20 protein-coding genes and 1 tRNA gene are annotated in these 24,252 nt (G+C 56.2%); 8 read left to right on the top strand and 13 right to left on the bottom strand.

From position 1 onward, the window contains the following. Positions 1–22: 22 nt before the first annotated feature. On the top strand, positions 23–1,297 hold the full coding sequence (aroA, locus tag BIND_RS08260) for a 3-phosphoshikimate 1-carboxyvinyltransferase (protein WP_012384618.1): 1,275 nt from the start codon (positions 23–25) through the stop codon (positions 1,295–1,297). 145 nt (positions 1,298–1,442) lie between these two features. Here aroA and BIND_RS08255 read toward each other — a convergent pair whose 3' ends face one another. The 3 genes from BIND_RS08255 to BIND_RS08245 form a co-directional block, all read right to left on the bottom strand. Further along, the gene (locus tag BIND_RS08255; RefSeq protein ID WP_210160546.1) at positions 1,443–1,940 is read right to left on the bottom strand and encodes a GNAT family N-acetyltransferase; all 498 of its coding nucleotides are present in this window, start codon (positions 1,938–1,940) and stop codon (positions 1,443–1,445) included. 18 nt (positions 1,941–1,958) lie between these two features. Next, on the bottom strand, positions 1,959–2,216 hold the full coding sequence (locus tag BIND_RS08250) for a YjhX family toxin (RefSeq protein WP_012384616.1): 258 nt from the start codon (positions 2,214–2,216) through the stop codon (positions 1,959–1,961). Between the two features lie 489 nt (positions 2,217–2,705). Next, positions 2,706–4,862: a transglycosylase domain-containing protein gene (locus tag BIND_RS08245; RefSeq protein ID WP_012384615.1), complete on the bottom strand. Its 2,157-nt coding sequence runs from the start codon at positions 4,860–4,862 to the stop codon at positions 2,706–2,708. 325 nt (positions 4,863–5,187) lie between these two features. On the opposite strand from BIND_RS08245, the gene BIND_RS08240 reads away from it, so the two are divergent. Continuing rightward, a complete protein-coding gene (locus tag BIND_RS08240) occupies positions 5,188–5,676 on the top strand; it encodes a YcgN family cysteine cluster protein (RefSeq protein WP_012384614.1) in 489 nt (162 codons plus the stop codon). Between the two features lie 384 nt (positions 5,677–6,060). Continuing rightward, on the top strand, positions 6,061–6,597 hold the full coding sequence (locus BIND_RS08235; RefSeq protein WP_050763929.1) for a hypothetical protein: 537 nt from the start codon (positions 6,061–6,063) through the stop codon (positions 6,595–6,597). Between the two features lie 59 nt (positions 6,598–6,656). Here BIND_RS08235 and BIND_RS08230 read toward each other — a convergent pair whose 3' ends face one another. Next, positions 6,657–7,439, bottom strand: coding sequence for a VOC family protein (locus BIND_RS08230; RefSeq protein ID WP_012384612.1), 783 nt, complete (start codon positions 7,437–7,439; stop codon positions 6,657–6,659). Positions 7,440–7,506: 67 nt separating this feature from the next. Here BIND_RS08230 and BIND_RS08225 point away from each other — a divergent pair, with 67 nt between their 5' ends. Next, positions 7,507–7,959: a MarR family winged helix-turn-helix transcriptional regulator gene (locus BIND_RS08225; RefSeq protein WP_041778000.1), complete on the top strand. Its 453-nt coding sequence runs from the start codon at positions 7,507–7,509 to the stop codon at positions 7,957–7,959. Between the two features lie 86 nt (positions 7,960–8,045). Here the strand turns inward: BIND_RS08225 and BIND_RS08220 are convergent, their stop codons facing one another. Together BIND_RS08220 and lipB are read right to left on the bottom strand one after the other, a co-directional pair. Further along, on the bottom strand, positions 8,046–8,711 hold the full coding sequence (locus tag BIND_RS08220; protein ID WP_012384610.1) for a hypothetical protein: 666 nt from the start codon (positions 8,709–8,711) through the stop codon (positions 8,046–8,048). A gap of 131 nt (positions 8,712–8,842) precedes the next feature. Beyond that, on the bottom strand, positions 8,843–9,562 hold the full coding sequence (lipB, locus tag BIND_RS08215; protein ID WP_012384609.1) for a lipoyl(octanoyl) transferase LipB: 720 nt from the start codon (positions 9,560–9,562) through the stop codon (positions 8,843–8,845). Positions 9,563–9,771: 209 nt separating this feature from the next. Here lipB and BIND_RS08210 point away from each other — a divergent pair. Further along, positions 9,772–9,856 (top strand) — tRNA-Leu (locus BIND_RS08210). A 507-nt stretch (positions 9,857–10,363) separates the two neighbouring features. On the opposite strand, the gene BIND_RS08205 is transcribed toward BIND_RS08210, so the two are convergent. Beyond that, positions 10,364–11,329 (bottom strand): polysaccharide deacetylase family protein, encoded by a 966-nt coding sequence (locus BIND_RS08205; RefSeq protein WP_012384608.1) that lies wholly within the window; start codon positions 11,327–11,329, stop codon positions 10,364–10,366. Between the two features lie 70 nt (positions 11,330–11,399). On the opposite strand from BIND_RS08205, the gene mgtE reads away from it, so the two are divergent. Further along, a complete protein-coding gene (gene mgtE / locus BIND_RS08200; RefSeq protein ID WP_012384607.1) occupies positions 11,400–12,845 on the top strand; it encodes a magnesium transporter in 1,446 nt (481 codons plus the stop codon). Positions 12,846–12,855: 10 nt separating this feature from the next. On the opposite strand, the gene BIND_RS08195 is transcribed toward mgtE, so the two are convergent. From BIND_RS08195 to BIND_RS08185, 3 genes are all read right to left on the bottom strand, one after another. Continuing rightward, on the bottom strand, positions 12,856–13,770 hold the full coding sequence (locus BIND_RS08195; RefSeq protein ID WP_012384606.1) for a glycosyltransferase family 2 protein: 915 nt from the start codon (positions 13,768–13,770) through the stop codon (positions 12,856–12,858). Between the two features lie 357 nt (positions 13,771–14,127). Beyond that, the gene (locus BIND_RS08190; RefSeq protein WP_012384605.1) at positions 14,128–15,462 is read right to left on the bottom strand and encodes an ABC transporter ATP-binding protein; all 1,335 of its coding nucleotides are present in this window, start codon (positions 15,460–15,462) and stop codon (positions 14,128–14,130) included. A 10-nt stretch (positions 15,463–15,472) separates the two neighbouring features. Next, a complete protein-coding gene (locus tag BIND_RS08185; protein ID WP_012384604.1) occupies positions 15,473–17,209 on the bottom strand; it encodes an ABC transporter permease in 1,737 nt (578 codons plus the stop codon). 343 nt (positions 17,210–17,552) lie between these two features. Here BIND_RS08185 and BIND_RS08180 point away from each other — a divergent pair, with 343 nt between their 5' ends. Further along, positions 17,553–18,560 (top strand): glycoside hydrolase family 25 protein, encoded by a 1,008-nt coding sequence (locus tag BIND_RS08180; RefSeq protein WP_012384603.1) that lies wholly within the window; start codon positions 17,553–17,555, stop codon positions 18,558–18,560. A gap of 312 nt (positions 18,561–18,872) precedes the next feature. Here the strand turns inward: BIND_RS08180 and BIND_RS08175 are convergent, their stop codons facing one another. Together BIND_RS08175 and BIND_RS08170 are read right to left on the bottom strand one after the other, a co-directional pair. Beyond that, positions 18,873–19,916: a patatin-like phospholipase family protein gene (locus tag BIND_RS08175; RefSeq protein WP_012384602.1), complete on the bottom strand. Its 1,044-nt coding sequence runs from the start codon at positions 19,914–19,916 to the stop codon at positions 18,873–18,875. 332 nt (positions 19,917–20,248) lie between these two features. After that, the gene (locus tag BIND_RS08170) at positions 20,249–21,412 is read right to left on the bottom strand and encodes a cytochrome-c peroxidase (protein WP_158304366.1); all 1,164 of its coding nucleotides are present in this window, start codon (positions 21,410–21,412) and stop codon (positions 20,249–20,251) included. 378 nt (positions 21,413–21,790) lie between these two features. Here BIND_RS08170 and BIND_RS08165 point away from each other — a divergent pair, with 378 nt between their 5' ends. Continuing rightward, the gene (locus BIND_RS08165) at positions 21,791–23,389 is read left to right on the top strand and encodes an acid phosphatase (RefSeq protein WP_012384600.1); all 1,599 of its coding nucleotides are present in this window, start codon (positions 21,791–21,793) and stop codon (positions 23,387–23,389) included. Between the two features lie 104 nt (positions 23,390–23,493). On the opposite strand, the gene BIND_RS08160 is transcribed toward BIND_RS08165, so the two are convergent. Continuing rightward, on the bottom strand, positions 23,494–23,907 hold the full coding sequence (locus BIND_RS08160) for a DUF983 domain-containing protein (RefSeq protein ID WP_012384599.1): 414 nt from the start codon (positions 23,905–23,907) through the stop codon (positions 23,494–23,496). Between the last annotated feature and the right edge of the window lie 345 nt (positions 23,908–24,252).

The following is a 24,252-nucleotide window of genomic DNA, read 5'->3' as shown; positions in this document are numbered from 1 at the left end:
CCCCAATCCAAGAGCTCTATGGATGATACCCAATCACAAAGTGAAAGACGCCCTTCGTCTTTCGCCTCCCGGCCAGCCACTGCAGGGTCATATCAGACCGCCAGGATCCAAATCGATCACCAATCGGGCTTTGCTGCTCGCGGCCCTCGCCAAGGGTGAAAGCCGGCTGACGGGGGCCTTGGCGAGTGATGACACAGCCTATATGGCCAAAGCGCTCAAGGCGATGGGCGTCGGGATCGAAAGCCCCGATGCGACCACCTTTCACGTCAAGGGAACTGGCCATCTGCATGCGCCGGGTGAAACGCTCTTTCTCGGCAATGCCGGGACGGCGACACGTTTTCTGACGGCGGCAGCGGCATTGGCCGATGGTCGCGTGGTCATCGATGGCGATGCCAATATGCGCAAACGCCCGATCGCTCCTCTTGTCACCGCCTTGCAAAGCCTTGGTGTCTCCATCGAGGCTCCGACTGGATGCCCTCCTGTCACGATCGATGGCCGAGGCCGTGTCGCGGCAGGCGACGTTTCGATCGATGCTGGTCTTTCCAGTCAATATGTTTCGGCGCTTTTGATGCTGGCCCCATGCGGCGAGGGACCAATCAGGATTGTCTTGCAAGGCACGGGCATAGGCGCGCGTGGTTATGTCGATCTCACGCTCGCCGCCATGCACCATTTTGGCGCCGAGGTTTTACAAAAAGACGAAGTGTCCTGGACGCTTGCGCCAACAGGGTATCGCGCGCGCGATTTCGTCATTGAGCCCGATGCTTCGGCGGCCACTTATCTCTGGGCCGCCGCCGTTTTGACCCAGGGAACCATCGATCTCGGTGTGCCAGCCTCCGCCTTCACACAGCCGGATGCCAAGGCCTATTCTCTGATCACATCATTCCCTCATATGCCGGCCGTGATCGAGGGATCACAGATCCAGGATGCCGTGCCGACTCTCGCGGTCATGGCGGCATTCAATAAAACGCCCGTGCGTTTCACGGATATTGCCAATCTCAGAGTCAAGGAATGCGACCGCATTCATGCGCTGGCGACAGAACTCGCACGCATCACCCCGGATTTAGCACGCGAGGAGGGTGATGATCTGATCGTCACCGGCGATCCCGCACTCATTGGACGGCGAACCGACGCTATCATTGAAACCTATGATGATCATCGGATTGCCATGAGTTTCGCGCTGGCGGGCCTGATGATGGACGGACTGACAATCCTCGATCCCGACTGTGTAGCCAAAACCTATCCGGGGTTTTGGAACGATCTCGGCTCGCTGGGTGTCAGGCTTGAGAGGATTACATGATCATTTACATCTACCATTACGCCTTTGACCGAAACGAAAGAGTCCATAGTTGGCTTTTTGTTTTGGCCTCCGCATGGCATTGTGCTGCGAAAGCGCGATAATTGGGCGGGCAGCCCTCGTTTACGGGAGGACCGCCCTGGATTCGTCATGTGGCCGCGAACCCTTCGTGAAAAGCGACTATCCCAGACGGTGTTGAGCTTCCAAAAGGCAGTCTCAGGAAATACTCAGCGGGAGCGTCCTCAAACTTTAATGCAGGATCGTTTTCGAAGCCGAAACGTCGATAAAACGCTGGATCGCCCAGCAGCAAGCATCCCGCTGCTCCTGCCTGTTTCAAACGTACCAATCCTTCTCGGATAAGGGCGCCGCCAATCCCCTGCCTATGGAAGTCTGGCCTCACTGAGACTGGCCCCAGGCCAAACCAACTCAAGTCTCGTCCGTCGATCGTCACAGGTGAAAATGCGACATGGCCGACCACTTCTTTGTCGACGGTCGCGACAAGAGAAACAGTCAGCGCGCGGGCTTCGCGGAGCGCATCAATGATTGCTCCTTCGGTGCCACTGCTATGGGTGTTGAGCTTGAAGGCAGTATCCGTCACTTGACGAATTGTCTGAGCATCTCCGGCACGCTCAGCTCGGATTTCGATGTTCATGTTGTATTTCTCCTAGCGATTGTCGAGTTGAGCGCGAACCGAGCGGCGGCCCTTATCGGAAATCCGATAAGGGCTCGACGCTTTGGATTCGATCAAGCGTTTACGTCGGAGTTTGACGAAGACTTCTAGTGTGCAATCGGCCAAGACATGGCCGTCGCGCGTGAAGCAGAGCACGTCGAGAATACGGCCGTTGTCGGCTCGTTGATGGCGGACATATCCACCCTGCGCGAGCACGTGAAGAACGCGCTGCTCGCTGCGTGAGATGTTCATGGATTAAGCCTGTGAATAGAAGCACCCGCGCAACATTTCAGGCCCGGCAAAACCTGCCGTAGCGAAACGATGCAGCTAGATGTCTCGATCTGTCGAGACGATCAGCGGGTGGTCACAAGCTCCAACATCTACAATTCCTAATCTGTGCGGATTGGACAGCAGCGATTTAGCGCGCTGGCCGGTGCCTCGTCAACAGCACCTTACCTTTATTGGAATCGAGTACTCTGAGTGTCGGAATGCCGTTAATTATAAGAAACTGCTTATTGCAGTGTAATAAACTTTAATTATGAGAAGAAATAATAAATATTTATGATATTCTATATCAGATTTAGGCATTTACACGCATTTTAGTTTTCCTGTGCAGGCTCTGCTTTTTCATCTTGGTTTTCGCCATAGTCTAAAAGCTCAGGGCATTAATTGACCAAGAAGATGAAAAGATCGAGATTCGATATGAAGGGGGGAGCGATACCCTTCGCAAATTGAGCCTCATCATCGTATCGTCGGACCTGCCGCCAAACGCTGCTTGTCTCCTTGCGACAGGGTGTCGGCTATCGCTTTCAAGACCTCGATACCATTTGGTGACAGCAAGGCTGGGCGTATTTGCGTTTTGTCCGCGCTGGCGGTTTCACCAGACTTCGCCACGGTCTCGGCCGGTGTCACGGGTTGCGGCCGGCCGGGGAGCGGCTTCAAATCGATGCCTTGATGGGCATAGGCCATGATCTCGTGCCAAGTCGCGGCGGGAAGTGAGCCGCCTGTCATCTTCTCCATCGGACTGTCATCGTCATTGCCGAACCAGATCGCGCCGACATAATTGCCGGTGAAACCGATGAACCAGGCATCCTTGTAGCCATTGGTCGTCCCGGTCTTGCCGGCGACATCGATGCCCTCGAGTTGCGCTTTGCGGCCGGTGCCAGCCTGAACAACCTGCAAAAGCATGGAATCCATGTCGATAACCGTATCCTCGTTGACGATCCGCACGGGCGCCGGGGCATCGCTATCGTGACGGTAGATGATTTCGCCTCGGCTATTGGCGATTTCCATGGCCGCGAAAGCGGGTGCGCGCAAACCGCCATTGGCGAATGTTGTATAGGCCGAAGCCATATCAAAGACAGTCACCTCGGCAGCGCCGATTGGCAACGAAACTGTATCCGTCAGCGGTGTCGTCAGGCCCATACGCCGCGCGGTATCGATGATCTTGGCACGTCCCGCTTTCGGGCTCCCATCGCCGACGGCTGTCGCCAGACGTACAGCGACCGTATTCAGCGAACGCGCCAGCGCATTCACTAAAGGTAAATGCCCGGCATAGGTGCCGCCATAATTGCGCGGGCACCAATTGCCAATGCAGATGGGCGCATCCAGCACGATCGTGGAAGGTTTGAATTTACCACTCATCAGCGCGGTCAGATACACGAAGGGTTTGAAGGATGAACCCGGTTGGCGCAATGCGTCGGTCGCGCGATTGAACTGGCTGGCTCCATAATCACGTCCGCCGACAATCGCACGAAGGGCGCCCAAAGGCTCGATCACGACCATGGCGCTCTGTTTGACATGATAATCAGGACCGCGCTGGCGTAATTGTTCCTCGATCGTCGTTTCCGCCTGTTTCTGCAAATTGGAATCGAGCGCGGTACGAACGGTCAAAACCCGTTCCTCGCCAAGCTTGCCCGCCGCAACCAGTTTCTTCACCTCGTCATAGGCATAATCGAGATACCAATCCGGGCTGTTATCGCGCCGGCGATCAACGGGAGTGGCCGGATTGCGCAACGCCGCATGGATTTGTCCCTCGCCGAGATAGCCGGCATTGACCATGTTTGTCAGGACATCATTGGCGCGCGCGCGTGCCGCCGGCAAATTAACATGCGGCGCATATTTGGTCGGGGCTTTGAAAAGGCCGGCCAGCATGGCCGATTCCGAAAGCGTCAGGTCACGCACCGATTTGCCAAAATAAAATTGCGCTGCTGCCTGCACGCCAAAAGTGCCGCCACCCATATAAACGCGGTCGAGATAGAGACGCAGGATTTCTCGCTTGGACAGATGTGTTTCGAGCCAAAGCGCGAGATAGGCTTCCTTGATCTTGCGCTCCAGCGTGCGTTGGTTGGACAGGAACAGGTTTTTCGCCAATTGCTGGGTAATTGAGGAGCCGCCCTGGACGACATTGCTCGCGCGCGCATTGACCGTCAGCGCCCGGAACGTGCCGACAATGTCAATGCCGAAATGATCGAAAAAGCGGCGATCCTCGGTAGCCAGAACGGCATGGATCAAGGTCGGTGGAAGTTCCTCGAAGGCGACGGAATCGTCATGTTTGATCCCGCGCTTGCCGACGATCGCGCCGGAACGATCGAGAAAGGTGATCGCCAGATCCTGCTTCTTCAGCCAGTCCTCGGATGTCTCCTGAAAAGCCGGAATGGCCAGGAACAGGGCGAAGAGCCCCCCGGCAATGCTGAGCGTCAGGCCTTCGCAGGAACATTCCACCAGGATACGCCGCCAGCCGGAGACGTGAAACCGTTCCATGAAAGCGGAATAGGCGAGATAAGTCTCGCGCGACCGGATCTTTGCGTCATAAAGAGAGGAATCAATCCATGCATCAAGCTCCAGGAGCAGGCGCCTGACAGTTTTACTCAACCAGGAGAACCATGAAGTGCCCACAGGCTCCTCCTCTCCGGCACGCTTGGAGGACAGTTTGGCAGGGGAAACAGGTGCGAACCTTGCGTCGATCGTCTGTTAACGCGCTGCGGTCTGTCATTTTTGGGATAGATATGCCAGACGCCTGGAACCCCTTGGAAACCCTGGGGACCGAGTGTGCTGGAAATCACTCTCCTGAGCCAGCCGAGATCAACAATTGCTAATTTATGGTGCGTCTTGCCTAATTCAAATGGCAAAGGTTGAATTTCGATGGATTTATCAACCCCTTTCCCTGCAAATGGCGCGAATCGGTTTCTAAATTCTTATCGTTCGAGATAGGGAAGGATTTATGACCAAGGTCTCGCTGCCAACAAAATTCTGGCAGGGCAGGGCGCTCGAGGAATTCGACAAGGCCGAATGGGAAAGCCTTTGCGACGGCTGTGGACGCTGTTGCCTCGTCAAGCTGGAGGACGAGGACACCAGCCAGATCCATTTCACCAATCTCGCCTGCCACTTGTTCGATGCCAAGACATGTGGCTGCAAGGATTATCCGCAGCGTGGAACACTCGTCGAGGATTGCATTGCGCTCACGCCGGACATCGTGCGAAGCCTGAGCTGGTTACCGCCCACCTGTGCCTATCGTCTGATTGCCGAAGGAAAAGACCTTGCCTGGTGGCACCCGTTGGTCTCTGGCGACCCAGACAGCGTGCATAAGGCGGGCGTTTCCGTGCGCGGACGAGTGGCCGCGTCGGAAACCGATATCCCTCTCGAGGATTATATTGACTATATTGTCAAATGGCCCGCCAAGCCTCCACGCAAAGCAAAGGCCAAGCGTTAACGCAAACGAGTCCATGCCTCACCATCAAACACATACCCCAACTCCCGTTCAAGGTCGGTGAAAGCATTCATTCACCCTGGCGCAATCCGGGATCGAGGAATAACGTCGGCATGTCGAGAATCACGGACTGAGCTCGAAACGTGTTCATCTCTTGTCCATGCGGACCGGCTATGAATGACGCATGGGGCCAGCATGCAAGCGGCCCAAGCCATGAGTTCGAAACGATGTTTCGTCATCCTGTTCTGAATGTTTGATGACGCATCATACAATCCAAACGAGTGTTCCCTTTTGAGTTTGACATTGGAGAGCCAGGAGATGCCGATGTACCTTCATCGTTTCGTGTCGGCCCGAGCTGAGCCCACGCTCCGGGCTCTTGGAAACACAATGCCTCTGCCATTGGCCAGCGCGGCGGGGCTGCTGCTGATGGGTTTCGTGGGCCTCGTCCCGGCGCAAGCTCAATCGATCCGCGAGGAATGCAGTCAAAAGTATCAGGCTGCAAAAGCCGGGGATATGTTGAACGGCCGTAGCTGGACGCAATTCTTCTCCCAATGCGCGCATGATGCCCGTGTCGGGTCGAGCGGCACGCCGACGCCAGAGGCAGTGGCGGCAGGCACGCCCGCGGCACCTGCCGCGCCGGCCGCTCCAGCCAATCCGCTTAAACCTGCCACGCCGCCGGCTGCGCCCAAAACTCCGCCCGTGCCCGCCGTGCCCGCCGCCCCCGCTGCGGCTCCTAGCGCGGCGGTTTTCCCCTCGGCGATTTCTGCCAAATACCAGGCTGAAAAACCGGCCAAGGCGCGGATGCATACCTGCCTCGATCAATATAACGCCAATAAAGAAACCAATGCGAATGGCGGCCTGAAATGGATCATAACGGGCGGTGGCTATTACAGTGAATGCAACAAGCGCTTGAAGGGCATGTAAGGCTTTAAGGGAAGCACCGGGCCTGAGTTCGATCCATGCCCGGTGCTTTGAAGCCTGGATCAGGCGTTGCGGCTGACGAGCGCGAAGGGGGCTCCCTGGGGATCAAGCCCATGAATGATCCAATCGCCGCCCGGCACTTGATGCGGCCCATTGGTCACCGTGCCGCCAGCGGATTTGACGCGGTCAATGGCGGCATTGATCGAATCGACGAAGAAATAATAGGACCAGAAAGGGACTGGCAGGATCGGTGGTTTGGTCATCATGCCGCCGATCGGCGCGCCATCATGCGCGAAAAGCTGATAGGTGCCCATCGGGCCCATATCGAAAGTCTGATCCTTGGTCCAACCAAACAGAGCTGAATAAAAGTCAAAGGCTTTTTCCCAGTCTCCGGCCGCGAGTTCATGCCATCCCGTGGTGCCAGGCGTGCCCGGGCTCACCGTTCCCGGCGCAGGGGACGGCATTTCCGCTGCTCCTTTGAACAGAACAAAAGCCGCGCCTTGCGGGTCAGCCACCACCGAGAAACGGCCAATATTGGGAATATTGTCAGGCTGGCGCAAAACCTTGCCGCCGAGTTCCGAGACCTTGGCGGCGCTCGCATCAACATCATCCACGGCGACATAACCGATCCAGCCGGGATGCGCACCAGCGTCGCTCGCTTCCTTGGGCAACACCATCAGGCCAGCCCGGGGGATACCGCCGACCGTCAGCAGCGTATAGGCCATGCCTTCCGTACCCGCATCCTGCGAGCCCCAGCCGACCACATCGCGATAAAAGGTCTCGGCCGCCTTGGCGTCAGTGGTCATCAGCTCATACCAGACGAATGTTCCCTGGGTCGTGGACATAATCATTCCTCCTGTTAGACGGTCACAGCCTTGACAAATATATTGATATCAACATAAATAAATTATCATGTCAAACCAACCGATGGTCCCTTTTGAAACCACGCTTCTGCTTCGCGATACATGTTTATGCCTGCACGTCCAACGCTCAGCGCGGGCTCTGGCGCGGCATTTTGATGATGTGTTGCGGCCACTCGGCCTGACCAATGGCCAGTTTTCTCTCTTGATGGCGCTCAATCAGCCGAAACCTCCGGGAATGGGAATGGTTGCGGCGCTGCTTGCGATGGACCGCACGACACTGACAGCCGCGCTCAAACCCCTGGAACGCCGGAATCTTGTTCAGGTGACAAAGGACCCGAAAGATCGCCGTGGCCGGTTGCTCAACCTGATGCCGGAAGGATTGATGCTTTTGTCGGAAGCTATACCCCTTTGGCGACAGGCGCATGACGCCATCGAAGAACAGCTTGGCAGCCTCAATGCCGAGCGTCTGCGCGTCGGCCTCAGAACCTTAGCCACGCTCTGAATGCATAAAAAATCGGACCCGAAGGGATGTCCCTTCGGGTCCGATGCTTGATAGCGCATACATGTAAACACATGCAAGAAGAGTGATTATAATTCCAGGCCGATCGCGATGGCTGTCACTGGCGTTTCGACAAGCTCGATCTGTTCCTTGCGCTTCGGACGGAAACGGAATTTCGCGCGGAGCGGCGCCGACAATTGTTTCTCGACCACACTCACTTTCGGGAAATCCTTCAGCGTCGCCTTGAACGTGTCATAGAGCGATTGATAGTCCTCGGCGTCCTGCGCCCAGAAGCGCAATTGCACGGGGAAAACATGCTGATAGGTTTTGACGAGATTTTCGACAATGGCTGGATCTTCCGGCGTAAGCCAGCGCGGTTCGAATTTGGCATTGTCCGAGCTCATGCAACGGATGCCGGTTTCGAGAAAATAGAAATAGCCTTCCGCCACGCCGTTGGTGCCAGCGGCGACCAGCGCGCCCGTATCCGGGTTGAAGAGATCATAGCCGGTCTCGACTTCGTGCGCCGTGCTTGACGAGAAAACCTCGAAATCGCCCAGATGATCCTCGCTGGTTTCGAGCACTTTTTCGGTCACGGCCTCGACCATTTTGCAGGCATTGGCATAGATGAGGCTGACGCCAGTGTTGCAATTATTGACCCAATCCGGAAAGGAATTGTCGATGATCTTGGTCAAACGCGCTTCGATCGGCAGGTCGAAGAAGGCTTTGGCATATTTGATATCGTAGCCGGTGGTCATCGGACGTTCGTTTCCTTGTGGTGACGAATTTTTCCCCAGGCGCAAAACCTTCGGAAGCTCTTCCTCAACAAGCAAAAGCGAAGCCAAAGCTCTTGTGAAATCCACGTGAAGGGGAATTTCCCGAGAGATATTCAGGGCAGGTACGTCTTGCCGAAAATCGGCTCGAAAGCCTGGCGCAGGGCCAGATCGGCATCGTCCATACTGACTGGAAGGCCGAGATCGACGAGGCTCGTCACGCCATAATGCGCGCTGGCAATGCCACAGGGCACGATGCCTGAAAAATGCGACAGATCCGGCTCGACATTCAAGGCAATGCCGTGGAACGTGACCCAGCGGCGGACCCTGATGCCGATAGCGGCAATCTTATCCTCGGCCATTTCACCGCCCAAACCTGACGGTTTGTCGGGCCGTGCGACCCACACGCCCACCCGGTCCTCACGCCGTTCCCCCTTGATGTTGAAGGAGGCCAAAGTGTCGATGATCCAGGCTTCGAGGGCAGCGACATAAGCGCGAAGATCGGGGACGCGCCGCTTCAGATCAAGCATGACATAGACCACGCGCTGGCCCGGGCCATGGTAAGTGAACTGGCCGCCGCGCCCGGCGCGATAGACAGGAAACCGTTGATCGAGAAGATCAGAATCATGCGCCGAAGTGCCGGCGGTATAGAGAGGAGGGTGCTCGACCAGCCAGACAAGCTCGCCGGCAGTGCCCTCGGCAATGGCTGCGGCCCGCTCCTCCATCAGCGCCAAGGCTTCCGGATAAGGAACATAAGTTTCCGAAATCCGCCATTCGATGCCGGTGCCATCGGCCTCAGGCAGCATGGCAGGGGTCAAGCTGTCGCGTGTCAGCATGAAGATCTCCGGAAAGAAAAGGGAGGGGCCATGAACCTTACTCGAAAGCCGCCACCAACGCTCTTGGCGACTTTGCCCCAATCCGATCGCAAGAGAAAGTCCAACTAATCGTGTCGAGCTTGTCGAAGGGCGCTTGCCATACCTTCATCGATTTGTTAGACGACGCCCCTGTCGCGGTGCTGAGGGTTTCCTTCCAACACCGACGATTCGCGGCCATGGCGGAATTGGTAGACGCGCTAGCTTGAGGTGCTAGTTGGGAGACCAGTGGAGGTTCGAGTCCTCTTGGCCGCACCATTATATTACGTTTTCACGTGTATAATGGTTGCGCTAGATCAATGCCTTCGGTGTTGAGCGGTTGCATACAATGCGTTCGCACAAGGGCTTCTTAATATCCCTCGCAAGCACATTGCTCGCACAATGTAGGGACTCGCTGCAGTCTCGCAAGGCTCGGCCTTGCCGTCACATGAAGCCTGGGGTTCTCTGTATCTCCGAGCGAGAGTTCCAGCCCGTCTTTTAGTCAAGCTTCGAAGCAAGACTGTCATGCTTCCGATGGGAGACGCTTTTACCGGGTCAAGATCGGGGCGGTCTCACTCACAGGCAGACTGTCGCCCTCGCCGGAGCGCTCTATCGCGATTGGGTTCCTGCTTTCGACGAAGACCTCGGCGAATCGACCTTGTGAGAGAACCTTGCTGACGCCCACTTAACCGGCGACTCAGAAGAGAATCTTAAAATCGCAAAAACGCTTTGCAGGCGTTCGCACTGCTCTTCGCGCTCGCCGCTAAACCACAATCCTGAATTTCATCATTGTGGTAATGGCTCCGCCGACCTTGGTGGCGTTGCCGCTGGTGTCTGCTTGCGGCTTGGCGCGTGTTTGCGCAGGACTGTTTCGATGATGGCCTCGGTCTCCGAAGTCCAACCCGCTGGCGCTGGCATGGTCTCCGTCTTGCCCGAGCCCGGCACGAGATGAACAATTCGAAAGCCGCGCAGGCGGAGATCCTCCAGAAGCTTGGGTAACATGGCGGCGGTCGAGGCCTTGCTGTCATGCATCAGCACGATGCCGCGCCCCTGTTTCTCGATGCGGCCAAGAACCAAGGCTTCCTCGGCTTCCGGCGTCATGGGCAACCAGTCCGAGGCCCAAAGATCTGTCCCGAAAATTCCAATATTGCGTTCGCTGAGCCACGCATTCAAAGCCGGCGTATCCGCAAAACCCGGGAAGCGAAAGAAAGGGACACGGGGTTCGGCGTCTGCCTTGCCATAGGCTGCTTTGTCATCGGCTGTGAAACCTTTGTCGATATCAGCGCGCGCTTGTATGTCGCCGATGCCTCGCAAAGTGGCGCCGGGATGAGAGAATGTATGATGGCCGACCGTATGGCCCTCGGCGATTTCGCGCCGGACAAGAGCCGGGGCCGCTTGCGCGTTGCGCCCGATGAGGAAGAAAGTTGCCTTGACGCATTGCGCCGCCAGTGCATCAAGAATTTTCGGCGTCGTTGTCGGCCAGGGTCCATCATCAAAGGTCAGGACAATTTCGTGATCGGCCAAAGCGAGGTCACGCGGATAGGTTTTGAGGCCAACTTGCAGGCCACCTTGCGTCCCGACCTCGATCTGCCTCGCCGTACCAAGTCGCTGAACACCCGGCTGCTTGGACCCGCAGGCCATGTCGATGGTCTCGCTCGCGGCGGCGGGGCCGGGGCCAAGGTCCAGCCAAACATTTGGCCGGACGAGTGCCGCGACCATTAAGAAAAGAAAGAGCGCGTCCCGATTTTTCATGTGGGGGTGGGTTTACCTTATGGGGCCATGCGGCCTATGAACCGCGCATCCCACTCTTCGTTCCAAGGTAATGCGCGTGGCCGATCTGCAAGACCAAGCGGACATCCTCCAGGATTCGCCTGCTTCTTTCCAAGATGGCATCTCATCGATTTATGATGAAGACGGCAGTGTCAAGGCGGATTTCCTGACCGCCGTGACGGCCGCCGTCGAGGCTGGGGAAGAAGCCGCCGTCCATGAACTGGCCGATGATCTGCACGAGGCCGATCTTGGCGCCCTTCTCGTCGCGCTTGATCCGGATCTGCGCGTCCCCCTGATCAGGCTGATGGGGCCGGCATTCGATTTCGCCGCCCTGACGGAAATGGACGATAATATCCGAGAGGAAATTCTCGCCCATTTTTCGCCAAGGACCGTCGCCGAAGGCGTGCGTGAGCTCGAGAGCGATGATGCGCTCACCATTCTGGAGGATTTCGACGCCAAGGAACAAGCAGAAATCCTGCAGGCTCTACCGCCTGTCGATCGCGCTGCCTTACGCCGTTGCCTCGACTATCCGGACAACGCGGCGGGCCGTTTGATGCAAACCACGGTCGTCACTGCGCCACCCTTTTGGACCGCCGGCCAGGCGATCGACATCATGCGCGAGACCGATGAAGAAGACCTGCCGGATTCCTTCTTTGAAATCTTCATCGTCGATCCGGCGCATCGTTTTCTCGGCAATGTCTTTCTCGATACTTTGATGCGCGCCCGCAGCAGCGCTCTTCTTGAAGACATCATGGAGCGCGATCGCCGTCGTGTTGTCGTCACCGAGGATCGCGGCGAAGTAGCCCGCATCTTTCAGCGTTACAATCTCATTTCCGTGCCGGTGGTCGATGAAGCGGAACGGCTCGTCGGTGTCATCACCATCGATGATATCGTCGATGTCATTCAGGAGGAGACGGATGCCGATCTGCGCGCGCTCGGCGGCGTTTCGGAAGAGGAAGAATTATCGGATACAGTCTGGTGGACGGCGCGCGGTCGCTTTTTGTGGCTGTTCGTGAATCTTCTGACGGCTTTCATTGCCTCCAGTGTTCTCGGCCTGTTCGAGGAACAGATGCAGAAGATGGTGGCGCTCGCGGTGCTCGCACCCATTGTCGCAAGCCAGGGCGGCAATGCGGCGACACAAACCATGACTGTGGTCGTGCGCGCGCTCGCCACACGCGAATTGTCGCGCGCCAACGCCTGGCGCGTCATCCGCCGTGAACTGGCGGTCGGCATCGTGAATGGTCTGGCCTTCGGCCTGATGACGGGCATTGTCTCCGGCTATTGGTTTTCATTGCCGGGCATTGGTGTTGTGATCGCATTGGCTATGTTGATCAATCTCGCGGCCGGCGCCTTGGGTGGTATTCTCATTCCCCAGACGCTTGCTCATTTTAAGATTGATCCGGCGGTCTCGTCAGGCGCCTTCGTCACGACGGTCACCGATGTCGTTGGTTTCTTCTCTTTTCTCGGCATCGCCACCTTATGGTTCAAGCTGGGTTAGCCAAGTTCTGTCAGTGGTGAGAAGAGCGTTGAAACGCCACATAGGCGTCGCGGTAGCCAAGATAATTGGCGAGGGCCGCGACGGCATCGGCGAGGGGCCACAAACGCGAAGGCTTATCCCACTTTGTCAGCAAGGCGAGGGGAAACTTGATGACGATTCCGCCACAGACACGTCTGATCGTTTCCAATTGGACGCGCCGCGCGGTTCGCGGATCTGTGACATCGCCCAATAATTCCGGATATTTTTGCGCCAGCTTGAAATTGAACGCGCCATATTTACGGCGGTGCCGAAACAATTCATGCCAAGTGGAGGGATTACGGTGCTTGACGATGGCGCCGGGCGCAAACTCGATCCGGAAACCAGCCTTTTGGAGCCTGATGCCGAGATCCGCGTCATCGAAACCCATGGTTCCGTCAAATCCCCCCATGACGCGTAAGGGACCAATGCGGAAAATAGCATTGGGCGTTTCGGCATAGCGCACGAGACCTTTGCCCTGGCGCAAATTTTCCTGCTTGATCCAGAAATCCTCGAAATGTTCGATGGTCGTTTTGTAGGAATAAGGCTCGATCATCCCGCCGATCGCCGCGACCTCGTCCGATACCCTTTCGATCGCTTCGACCAAAGTTGCGATCCATTTGGAGTCCGCCACACAATCTGCATCGATACTCGCGATCAGTTGTCCTTCCGCGGCTTCAATCCCGGCATTGCGCGCATAGCCGGAGCCCTTCTGGACTGCTTGAACGATGCGGACTTGTGGAAACTTTTGACGGATTAAATCGAGGCAGCCATCCGTCGAACCATTATCCGCCACGATAATCTCATAGAATTCGCGCGGATAGGTTTGTGCTTCCAGCGAAGACAGACATTCACCGATGGTATTGGCTGCATTATAGCAAGGTATTACCACCGATACGTAATGCGTCATTACGATTCCTCACGAGAATTACGCCGTAAATTATCTTTTTATTTAAAGAAAAAAGTATACATGGATTCCAATGGCTCAGATCCAAAGATAAAATCAGATATGCTCTATAGCATCGCTCAAACATTCGAATGAACGAGCGATGCTATAAGCCTTTATAGGCGCTTCAAATTGACCATAAAAGGACCGCCCACTTTCAGAGGCCATGTGTAATATGATGAAAATACATCACTTCTTATCCGAATGCTACCACTTTCAACCGTAGCATTTTGGGGGTGTGGGTCCACCAACGGAACGGATCTTGGACCCAATCCGAAGCGTCGCACCCGATTCTCGTTCAACGAGCGATGCTCTAATGTCCTATTGTGGATTTTCCAAGCTGAAGGTCGTCGAATTTTCATCATAGGCGAAGAGCTCGCCATAACGGCCCCAATTGATGACGCTTTTCAACGTCTGCTCGGCATAATCGTCCGACATGTAATCCTCGAGTTCCTCAAGGAACCGGCTGGCCTTGGCCCGATGGTTCTGGCGCTCGTCAAGCACGGCCTTGATATGGGCCGCGAGCGGCACATGGGCCAGAAGATGCGCCCCGAAAAGCTGCTTGCGGATATCCACTTCCTCATCGGCAAAGCGCAGTCCTTGCGGAGTCAATTTGATCGCGCCATCGCCGAGCTCTGCGAAACGAAGAAGCTGCAAGGTCTCTCCGACCGGAAACAGATCGTCGATTTCCATTTGCAGACTGTCGGCGAGCTCCGGCAGCGCCGCCTGGCCCTTATAAGGATCGGCGGCGATTTCCTCGATCATGCCGGCGAGCGTATTGGTCGAAATGATCGGCAATGACATTCCGAGCCCAAGGCCCGGGAAACCCGCTTCACGGCCGACGGGGCCGGGCTCAGGCCGTTTGGTCATAAGCGCATAGATCTTATCGACCAATTGGCGGAATTCTGGATCCAACCGATTGCGTGGATGCTGCATGGTCACGGGTATTTCGGCGCTGATGCGGCCCGGATTGGAAGACAGCACGATGATGCGATTGCACATCAAGACGGCTTCTTCGATATTGTGGGTGACCATCAGGATCGATTTGATCGGCAGCCGTCCCTCGACCCAGAGATCAAGCAGGTCGGTGCGCAGGGTTTCGGCGGTGAGGACATCGAGCGCCGAGAAAGGCTCGTCCATCAAAAGAATATTCGGATCGACGACGAGGGCGCGCGCAAAACCGACGCGCTGGCGCATGCCACCCGACAATTCCTTAGGATAGGCGGATTCAAAACCATCCAGCCCGATCAGATCGATCGCCTTCAACGCGCGCGCCCGTGCTTCCTCCCGGCCGACTTTGCGGGCCCGCAGCCCAAGTTCGACATTGGCGAGCACCGTAAGCCAGGGAAAGAGCGCGAAACTCTGGAAAACCATGGCGACACCGTCGACAGGTCCGGTAACGGGCTCGCCGAGATAGGTGAGGTTGCCCGAGGCCGGCAGCACCAGACCCGAAACGATCCGGAGCAGGGACGATTTCCCGCAGCCCGAGCGCCCGAGAAGACCGATAATCTCTCCCTCGCGCAAAGTGAGGCCCACATGATCGAGCACGAGCGGACCGGTCTCGCCTGAGCCTGTGCGGTAACTTTGGCAAATGTCCTTGGCCTCGACCAGGATTTGGGAGGCGGATTGAGTGAACGGGGACCGTATTTCCACCATGACGAGCCTCTTAATCCAATCTGAGCCGCCGCTCCGCGAGGCCGAACAAGGGCCGCCACACGAGCCGATTAAACAATATGACGACGATCGACATGACGGTGACGCCCAGCACGATGCGCGGATAATCGCCCTTGGCGGTTGCATCGGCAATATAGGCGCCGATCCCATGCGCTTCGATGCTGACATCGCCCCATTTCACGGATTCAGCGACGATCGCGGCATTCCATGAGCCGCCAGAGGCCGTCAGAGCACCCGTGACATAAAAGGGAAAAATGCCGGGCAGGATGACGGACGTCCACCAGTTCCACCCCTTGATGCCGAAGGAGGAGGCGGCTTCCTTGAGATCGTTCGGAAAAGCCATGGTGCCCGCAATGACATTGAAAAGAATATACCATTGCGTGCCGAAAATAATCAGGAAGCTCAACCAGATATCGGGGTTAAGGCCGAACCGCACAATCACGACGACGACGATGGGGAAGACCACATTGGCCGGAAAGGCCGCCAGGAATTGTGCCAGCGGCTGGATCTTTTCCGCGAGTGCCGGACGCAAGCCGATGAATACGCCGATCGGCACCCAGACCAATGTCGCCAGAGCCATGAGAAGCACCACGCGAAGCATGGTGAAAAAGGTGAGAATGAGACTCTCTTGAATATCCGCGAACGTCAGAGTCTGGCCGACGAAGACAATGACGAAGCGCAAGGCCCACAGAGAGAGAAAAGCAATGAGGGTGATCCACAAGAGATCGAGAACCCGGCTCGAATGGGCCTGTTTGTCTATGGCCTGCGCCCGCCAGAACGGGAGTTCAAGACGCCAGAGCGCAATGCTCGAGAGCGTCTGAACCGGCATGCTCATGAGAGCACGCAACCAACGCGTACGATTGAACAGATCGGCGACCCAGGAACTCTCCTTCGTCTGGCTCGCGGAAAGCTCAACGCGAAACTTGCCAGCAAACACGACGAGGGGGCGGAACAGAAGCTGATCATAAAGCAGGATGACGATTGCCATCGCCGCGACCGCCGCGATGACAGCGTCAATGCGGCGCATTTCGATCGCCTGAGCGAGATAGGAGCCGATGCCAGGGAGTTTGACCGTCGTGTCCCCGACCGAGATTGCCTCCGAGGCGACGACGAAAAACCAGCCGCCCGACATGGACATCATCGTGTTCCAGATCAAAGCCGGCATGGCATAGGGTGTCTCGAGCTGCCAGAATTTCTGCCAGGGCGAAAGATGGAAACCGTTGGCCACCTCGACGAGATCACGCGGCAGGCTGCGCAAGGATTGATAGAAGGAAAAGGCCATATTCCAGGCCTGAGAGGTGAAAATCGCAAAAACCGCGGCGCATTCGACTCCGAGTGTGGAGCCCGGAAAAAGATGCAGGAAGAAGGTGACGGTAAAGGAAAGAAAGCCGAGGATCGGCACCGATTGCAAAATATCGAGCAGCGGGATGAGCACGAGTGCGGCCCGCTGGCTCTTGGCGGCAAGGGTCGCATAAGTGAACGTGAAAACCAGCGAGGCGGCGATGGCGGCGAACATGCGCAAGGTCGTGCGCAGCGCATAATAGGGCAGGGCGCCATAATCGAGGGATATGTGCGTGGCCTCGGGGGCGCTGAGGGGCAGTGTCAGGCCCGAGGAACCATAGGCCACCGCGACGAAAGCGGCGAGCAGCAGGATGAAGGCGGCAAAATCATAGGGATTTGGCAGACTTTTGCGATCGAGAAAGGCGAGGGAGACGAACCGGGCCAACATCGTGATCGCTCTCCTGCTGCGACTTTCCATGCGAATCATCAGCATGATAGCTTTTTTCCGCGCATGACATATGACAATGCGAGGGCCCGTCCTGACATCACCTTGCAACAAACAAGAAAAAATTTTGCCCTTTTCTTCTGTTTCAGATCGGGTCAGCATGTCACTCATTGGAGCATGGGAGACGGAGCGATCAGGATTTCGTTCGGTCCGTGTCGGAACTGCTCCAAAACGGCGCAAGGGGAGCCCCAGAGCGCGACGGTATGTTTAACGCGATGGAAGCAATTTGAGGCGTTCTGTTGATGTTCAACCGGCTTTTCTCCCTAGTTTTCGCGCCAGAGTCCCCATGTCGATGACCCTTTCGCGTTCCTCATCCCTTCTTGCGGCATGCACCGCGCTTCTCGGCCTCGGTCTTGCCGGTTGTGGCGGACGTGTGACGGCAATCGATCCTTATCCGCATGCCAGCGATTATGAGATTTCCGGGATCGACGTGTCCAAATATCAGGGCGAAATCGATTGGCGGGCGGTTCAAGCGAGCGGTGTGCGCTTCGCCTGGATCAAGGCGACTGAAGGTGGCGATCATCTCGACGAGAAATTCTTCCAGAACTGGATGGCTTCAAAAGCGGCCGGTGTGCCTCGGGGCGCCTATCATTTCGCCTATTGGTGCCGCCCGGGCCACGAGCAGGCCGCCTGGTTCCTGAAAAATGTTCCCTATGATCCAGACGCATTGCCGCCCGTGCTCGACGTCGAATGGAACGGCAATTCCAGGACCTGCCCAAAGAAGATCCCGCGTGAGGTCGCACTCGCCCAGATGCATATGATCCTGACCGCCATGGAACGCGCCTATGGCAAGCGGCCGGTCATCTATACATCCGTCGATTTCCACCGCGACGTGATGCAGAATGAATTCAACGATTATCCGATCTGGGTGCGCAGCGTAAAATATTACCCGACGGTCAAATATGGCAACCGCCGTTGGCATTTCTGGCAACATACGGCGGAAGGTCATGTTCCCGGAATTCGCGGCTTCGTCGATCGCAATGCCTTCAACGGCAATGCGCGGGAATGGCAAGCCTGGCTCCAACCCTCGGGCAGGCGGGAAGAAAAACCGGCGCCAGCACCTGTGACGACAACCGCTTCCATTCCGGCACCTCCGGCCCCTGCGCAGAGCAGCCCCCAAGCGGCGGCTCTGGTTCCTGCGTCAACACCCGTTTCCACACCTCAGACGAACCTAGCGCCCACGATCAACACGGCAAGCACCAGCTCTCCTTTGCTTCCCGCAGCCGCCATTCCCACTGCGACAGGAGCGCCCCAGCCCGAGACCGCGCGCTCGGTTGCCATGAGCCAACCTTAAGAGAGGCCAAAAAAGAAGGACCGCCCCTTCGCAAAACTGCTCGGGAGACGGTCCTTCCATTGTCGGATCGCGGTCCGCGATCCCGGAATAAGGCGGCTTAGAGGCCGAAAGCCCCCAAGAAGGCATGATGCCAGGTCCGGGCCCGCGATGTAAGACAATGAGACACTGGATCACCTCCTTTCGATGTGTTGACGATGCCTTAAAGGTAGCAGGTCGCCAGATTTTTGCAAATCCGGATTTCGCAGAGGGGTTTAGGGTCGCCGCCCTCGTATCCACCTTCTCAAGATGGTTCGGGCCGTGATACGCTCCGCCTCAGCATTCCGATGCCAGAATATCGATATCGAATGTGGCGCGTTTACCAATATCATCGGCATGAGCGGCCAGAAATTCATGCGTCACGCGGCGCCCTTCGGCTTTCAGCATGTCAACGAAGGCCCATTCCGCATTCAATTTCGAGGAATAATTCAAGTCATTCATCATTTCGGTCATGATCAAATGCGAGCGGATATTGGCCCAATGCCGACTTTCCTTGCTGTTCGGATTGGTTGCATTGCGCAACAAGGCGATCATGCGCAATTCCTTCATGAGAGGCGAGTTGAAGGAAATTTCATTCAGCCGATTGAGAATTTCAGCGGTCGTGCGGGGGGTTTCATTCCGTTGGCGCGGATTGATCTGCACCAGAATAATATCATCCGTTTCAACATCCCTGACCAAGGGTGTCAGCGTGGGATTACCCGCGAAACCGCCATCCCAATAAGGGATCCCGTCGATCTCGATCGCCTGAAACATGGTCGGCAAACAGGCGGAAGCGAGGAGGACGTCGGGAGTCAGTTCATGATTGCGAAAGACGCGCCCACGTCCGGTATGAACATTGGTCGCGGTGATGAACACTTTGATGGGCGATTGGCTTAGACTCGGGAAATCGATGCATTCGAAGAGAATGGAACGCAAGGGATTAAAGCCAAAGGGATTGCTCTCATAAGGTGACACTACGCGCGACACCATATCCAAGAATTGGAACATCGGCGACGTGTCGAGAGACCAGCGGCCGAGCAGCCGATCGAGAGGTGTACGTTGGACCGGGTTGAAGGCCGCAGCTTTGGCTACGCGGCTCCAATAGTTATCGAGCGCTTCGCGCGCGCCTTGAGCGCCTCCCTTGATCCAACCATCTGCCAGAATCGCCGCATTCATCGCACCCGCTGACGTGCCCGAAATCCCTTCGATCTCCAGCCAGGGTTCCTCAAGCAACCGGTCGAGCACACCCCAGGTAAAAGCCCCATGCGAGCCGCCCCCCTGCAAAGCCAATGCGACGGGACGTTTCTTGATCGGCGTATCCGGATGATCGGCAGACGTCATTCTGGCCTTCCCATGTTTTTCGCCACAATTTGCGAGCGTGCCTTGTTTTAGGGGGCCGCGCTGCCTTGGCAAGTATTTTCAGTGAAAATCCATAAACAGGATACGTCTTGCGTCCCCATTGATTCAGGTCCATCGGCAAGACGAAATATTCATCCAGAGAAAGTCAATCGACGGGGAGCATGATCACCTTTTCAAGGGTTTCACACGCAAACGACGATAGAGGAATCAATTATTCCCTGTCACGTTAACTTCGCGCTTGTCGCCAGCAAAAAGACGCCGAACCGGCCGGCTTTTCGTGTATCCGCGAAGCACAATGAGGCCGTTCTGCTCGATTACGGATACTTCACCGCAGCGGGTTCCTGGCTCGAGAAGCCATCGTCCAGGGTTTTGAGAAAGGCGACCACCGCATCAATGTCGGCTTCCGAGACCGTCGAAGGGTCTCCGGCCTGTTTACCAAAGGGGGGCTCATTATTGACATTGTCATGGTAAGCAGCGGGCAGATCGTCATATTTGGCAATCGTTCCATCGGCGCCGTGGGGATAATATTTCTCCGGCTTCGTATCGCGTTCGAAATAGAAGGCGACGGCCTCGCGCAAGCTCTTCACGACACCATTGTGGAAGAAGACTTTTCTGCGGGCGACATTGCGGAGGGTCGGCGTCTTGAACAGGCCGCAATAATCCGGCCTGTCACGGAAATCCTGTCGCTCGGGACCACAAAGACCGAGATCGAAAAAAGCCGGATCTTGATTTTGCGCTATGTCGCGATTGCGCGGCACGCCGATCGCAATCAACCCATAATCAGTGAAGAAGGGCGGGGTGCCCGTCTTGCTCGGCGCGCTGACATGGCAGCTTGCGCAATTACCCTTGTCCTCTGCCGTGAAAATTTCGAGCCCGTGTTTTTCCTGCTCGCTCAATTCCGCCTTGCCGCGCAGAAAAGCATCATATTTGCTTGAGAAGGGATAGAAGAGCGCGCCCTCCTGCTGAAAGGCGTCAAGCGCCTTCATCGCCGCTTCGAGGGGCCATTGCTTGTCTTGCGACACCAATCCGCCTGCCACAGCGCGCAAGGCTTGCCCGTAAATTTTTTCGATCGTATCGGACAGCGCCGCACGATCTTCATTCGCCATTTCAAGCGGCGATAAAAGAGGGATCAAGGCTTGGTCCGAGCGCCGATCCACGCGGCCATCCCAGGTCAAGCCGCCCGTTGGACCATTGTCTATGCTGCCGTCAGCTTCCTCGTCGGATTCATAATAATGTTCCGTGGACGGCGGGGTCACCTGTTTATAGGTGAGCGTCGGAGCCGCGCGAAACGCGGCTCGATCGAGGGTTTTGCCGCCCATTTGCACAGCAAGGTCATTGGAGGGCGAAAAAGCATTCTGGGGATCATGGCAGGAAGCGCAGGACAATTTACCCGAGCCCGACAGTCTGGGATCGGAAAACATCTGCCGGCCGATCTCCGACAATTGCCTCGCCTGTTGATAGGCCGTCGCTCTGGTCATTCCTCCTTGCGGATTTTCTTGCGCCAAACTGTCTTGCCCAAAACTGTCAATAATGGCTCCAACAGCCATAAATAAAATCAGACCAGCAAAGGCAGAGAGACAATAATGCATGGAGGATCTTACCGTTGAAACGCGGGGGGACCATGCTCATTGATCACGACGATTAGATGACATCCCCTCTCGTGAAAACTCTTTCTTGTCAGCGTAGACGACAATCCATCCATATTTCATTTTTTTGTCCATTAGTTAGCTTTCCCCTCAAAGAAAGGCTTGGATTGTCAAGAAACTGCAAAGCTCGCACGCTATGACCCTGCGCAAGTCACACTCATCTCGTCGGAATGGGTGATTGAGGGGCTTCCAGGGAAAGATTATCCGATTATGAAAACGCAGTTTCATTTCTTAATATTGACGGCGAGCGGGCTGATTCTGTCCCCCGCAGCCCATGCCTTGGACACGAATCCGCCCGGCTATGAGCAGCCGCAGGAAGTCCAGGACAGCACCACCCCGCGCTTCCAGGCCAAACTCAATCAGATCCAAAATATCGTCGTTATTTATGCGGAAAACCGCAGCTTCGACCATCTCTACGGTAATTTCCCGGGCGTTGATGGTTTGCGCGATCTTAAGCTCGAGCAGATCACTCAGCGCGATCGCGATGGGTCGGTCCTGAAGGAACTGCCGGTCATCTGGGGTGGTCTGACGGGTCCCGGCGTGACGCCGGCCATCACGGAAGCACAGACGGCTCATTTGCCGAATACGACTTTCAAAATCGATGCTCCGGATGGCTTCAATGCCTCCTTGAGTGTCATGACGCGGGATCTCGTGCATCGCTTCTATCAAGACCAGATGCAGATCAACGGCGGCAAAAGCGATCGTTACGTCGCCTATGCGGATTCCGGCGCCCTGGTCATGGGCTATTATGACGTTTCAAAACTGCCGCTCTGGTCGGTCGCGCAGCGCTACACGCTCGCCGATCATTTCTTCCAGGGCGCTTTTGGCGGCTCCTTCCTCAATCACCTCGCTCTGATCTGTGCGTGCACGCCCTATTATCCGAATTTGAACAAGAGCCCCGCCGCGTCGCGTATCAGTGCTGTTGAGGCTGATGGCGTCACCCTCAAACTGGCCGCCAATTCGCCGGCTTCGGCGCTCGTTGGCCCTCCTAAATTTGTGAACGACGGCGCTTTCACGCCGGATTTCTACGCCGTCAATACGATGCAGCCTCCCTATCAGCCGAGCGCCGTCAAGCCAGCCACGGGCGGAGATCCGCGTTATGCCGATCCGTCCAATGCCTCGACCTTGCCGCCCCAAACGCAGAAGACGATCGGCGATCTGCTCAGCGCCAAGGGTATTAGCTGGGCTTGGTATAGCGGCGCCTGGCAGGCTACGCTCGATGGTCAGAATGGTGCGACCGTCCCGAATTTCCAATACCATCATCAACCGTTCAACTATTTCGCGGCCTATGCTCCCGGGACACCGGAGCGCGCCGAGCATTTGCTGGACGGCGGCTTGAATGGTGAGGAATTCATCAAGGCGATCGATGCCGGCAAATTGCCGCAAGTGGCCTTCTATAAGCCGCAGGGTAATTTGAACGAACATGCGGGCTATACCGATGTGACATCCGGCGATCAGCATATTGCCGATATCATTGCCCATCTCGAAAAAAGCCCCCAATGGGGTCGTATGGTCGTCATCGTCACCTATGACGAAAATGGCGGCTGGTGGGATCACCTTGCGCCTCCGAAGGCGGATCGTTGGGGACCCGGCACCCGTATTCCGGCGCTGATCGTCTCTCCGTTCGCGAAGAAGAACTACGTCGACCACACGCCTTACGATACGACTTCGATCATCCGGTTCATTACGAAGCGTTTCCATCTTCGCGCTCTGCCAGGACTTGCCCGCAGGGATAATGCGATGGCCCAAGCCGGCGAGCCAAAATTGGGTGATCTGACCGATGCCCTTGAACTCAGGGGTAATTACTAAGGCTTAATTGGCCTTCCACAAAAAAGCCCCGGACGTTCGACGAGAAGTGAACTGACCCGAGGCTTTTCTTTATGAAGAGTGCTGGAAACTCAGCGCGCTCGCCTTCACACGCCGCCGTTTAAACTTGGACCTTTCGCGGTGGACTTGGCCAAATGTCCCTCCTCCGCCTTATAAAAATATTGGCTTGCCACGAGCCAGCCTTTCAAAGGCCGAAGCGGTGGAATGCAGGTCGCGAGCAGAAAGGGGAGCGTCGTGAACAGATGCACCCAATAGGGGGCCTGATATTCCACCTCGATCCACACCGCCAAAATGGCGCTAGGTACGCAGGCGAAACAGATCACGAAAAAAGCGGGACCATCGGCCGGATCAGCGAAGGAATAATCGAGGCCGCACACTTCGCAGCTCTTGCGAAGCTTTAGAAAGCCGCGAAACAAATGGCCCTTGCCACAGCGAGGACAGCGCCCCCTGATGCCAGTCGAAATCGGCGAAAGCGCCGGCCAGTCACGATCTTCAGACATTATCGTTCCTCAAAATTCAAAGCCAGCCACCATGGCCTCGGATTTCCACGAGAAAGACTCATCCACCCGAAGTCTCCCTGATAGCTCATCCCCTCAGCGAAGAGGGAGATATTTCCGAAAGCCGGAAACCGCCTTCATCACTTAACACTTATATATATTATAATTTGATATTTTGAAAGAATTTTTAAGATATTGAAAAGACGTATTTTTGTGGCGTAGAGGATCGGACTTTCAAAGTGAACCCTATCCGATGCTCTCTCTTTTCTGAAAATGCATCAGATTGGTCCTAAAAAGGGGCTTTTGGGATTGGTGCTCTGGGTGTTTGATCCAGACTTTGATGGTGCA

It is taken from the genome of Beijerinckia indica subsp. indica ATCC 9039 (genome assembly GCF_000019845.1).
Taxonomy (GTDB): Bacteria; Pseudomonadota; Alphaproteobacteria; order Rhizobiales; family Beijerinckiaceae; genus Beijerinckia; species Beijerinckia indica.
The sequence above is the reverse complement of the archived record's forward strand: the minus strand, read 5'-3'. Positions and strand labels throughout refer to the sequence as shown.

Bases quoted from the DNA above. Each gene is read 5' to 3' on its own strand.
- aroA (WP_012384618.1), top strand. From the start codon at position 23: ATGATACCCAATCACAAAGTGAAAGACGCCCTTCGTCTTTCGCCTCCC.
- BIND_RS08250 (WP_012384616.1), bottom strand. From the start codon at position 2,216: ATGAACATCTCACGCAGCGAGCAGCGCGTTCTTCACGTGCTCGCGCAG.
- BIND_RS08240 (WP_012384614.1), top strand. From the start codon at position 5,188: ATGACCAAGGTCTCGCTGCCAACAAAATTCTGGCAGGGCAGGGCGCTC.
- BIND_RS08235 (WP_050763929.1), top strand. From the start codon at position 6,061: ATGCCTCTGCCATTGGCCAGCGCGGCGGGGCTGCTGCTGATGGGTTTC.
- BIND_RS08230 (WP_012384612.1), bottom strand. From the start codon at position 7,439: ATGTCCACGACCCAGGGAACATTCGTCTGGTATGAGCTGATGACCACT.
- BIND_RS08225 (WP_041778000.1), top strand. From the start codon at position 7,507: ATGTCAAACCAACCGATGGTCCCTTTTGAAACCACGCTTCTGCTTCGC.
- BIND_RS08220 (WP_012384610.1), bottom strand. From the start codon at position 8,711: ATGACCACCGGCTACGATATCAAATATGCCAAAGCCTTCTTCGACCTG.
- lipB (WP_012384609.1), bottom strand. From the start codon at position 9,562: ATGCTGACACGCGACAGCTTGACCCCTGCCATGCTGCCTGAGGCCGAT.
- BIND_RS08205 (WP_012384608.1), bottom strand. From the start codon at position 11,329: ATGAAAAATCGGGACGCGCTCTTTCTTTTCTTAATGGTCGCGGCACTC.
- mgtE (WP_012384607.1), top strand. From the start codon at position 11,400: ATGCGCGTGGCCGATCTGCAAGACCAAGCGGACATCCTCCAGGATTCG.
- BIND_RS08195 (WP_012384606.1), bottom strand. From the start codon at position 13,770: ATGACGCATTACGTATCGGTGGTAATACCTTGCTATAATGCAGCCAAT.
- BIND_RS08190 (WP_012384605.1), bottom strand. From the start codon at position 15,462: ATGGTGGAAATACGGTCCCCGTTCACTCAATCCGCCTCCCAAATCCTG.
- BIND_RS08185 (WP_012384604.1), bottom strand. From the start codon at position 17,209: ATGTTGGCCCGGTTCGTCTCCCTCGCCTTTCTCGATCGCAAAAGTCTG.
- BIND_RS08180 (WP_012384603.1), top strand. From the start codon at position 17,553: ATGTCGATGACCCTTTCGCGTTCCTCATCCCTTCTTGCGGCATGCACC.
- BIND_RS08175 (WP_012384602.1), bottom strand. From the start codon at position 19,916: ATGACGTCTGCCGATCATCCGGATACGCCGATCAAGAAACGTCCCGTC.
- BIND_RS08170 (WP_158304366.1), bottom strand. From the start codon at position 21,412: ATGACCAGAGCGACGGCCTATCAACAGGCGAGGCAATTGTCGGAGATC.
- BIND_RS08165 (WP_012384600.1), top strand. From the start codon at position 21,791: ATGAAAACGCAGTTTCATTTCTTAATATTGACGGCGAGCGGGCTGATT.
- BIND_RS08160 (WP_012384599.1), bottom strand. From the start codon at position 23,907: ATGTCTGAAGATCGTGACTGGCCGGCGCTTTCGCCGATTTCGACTGGC.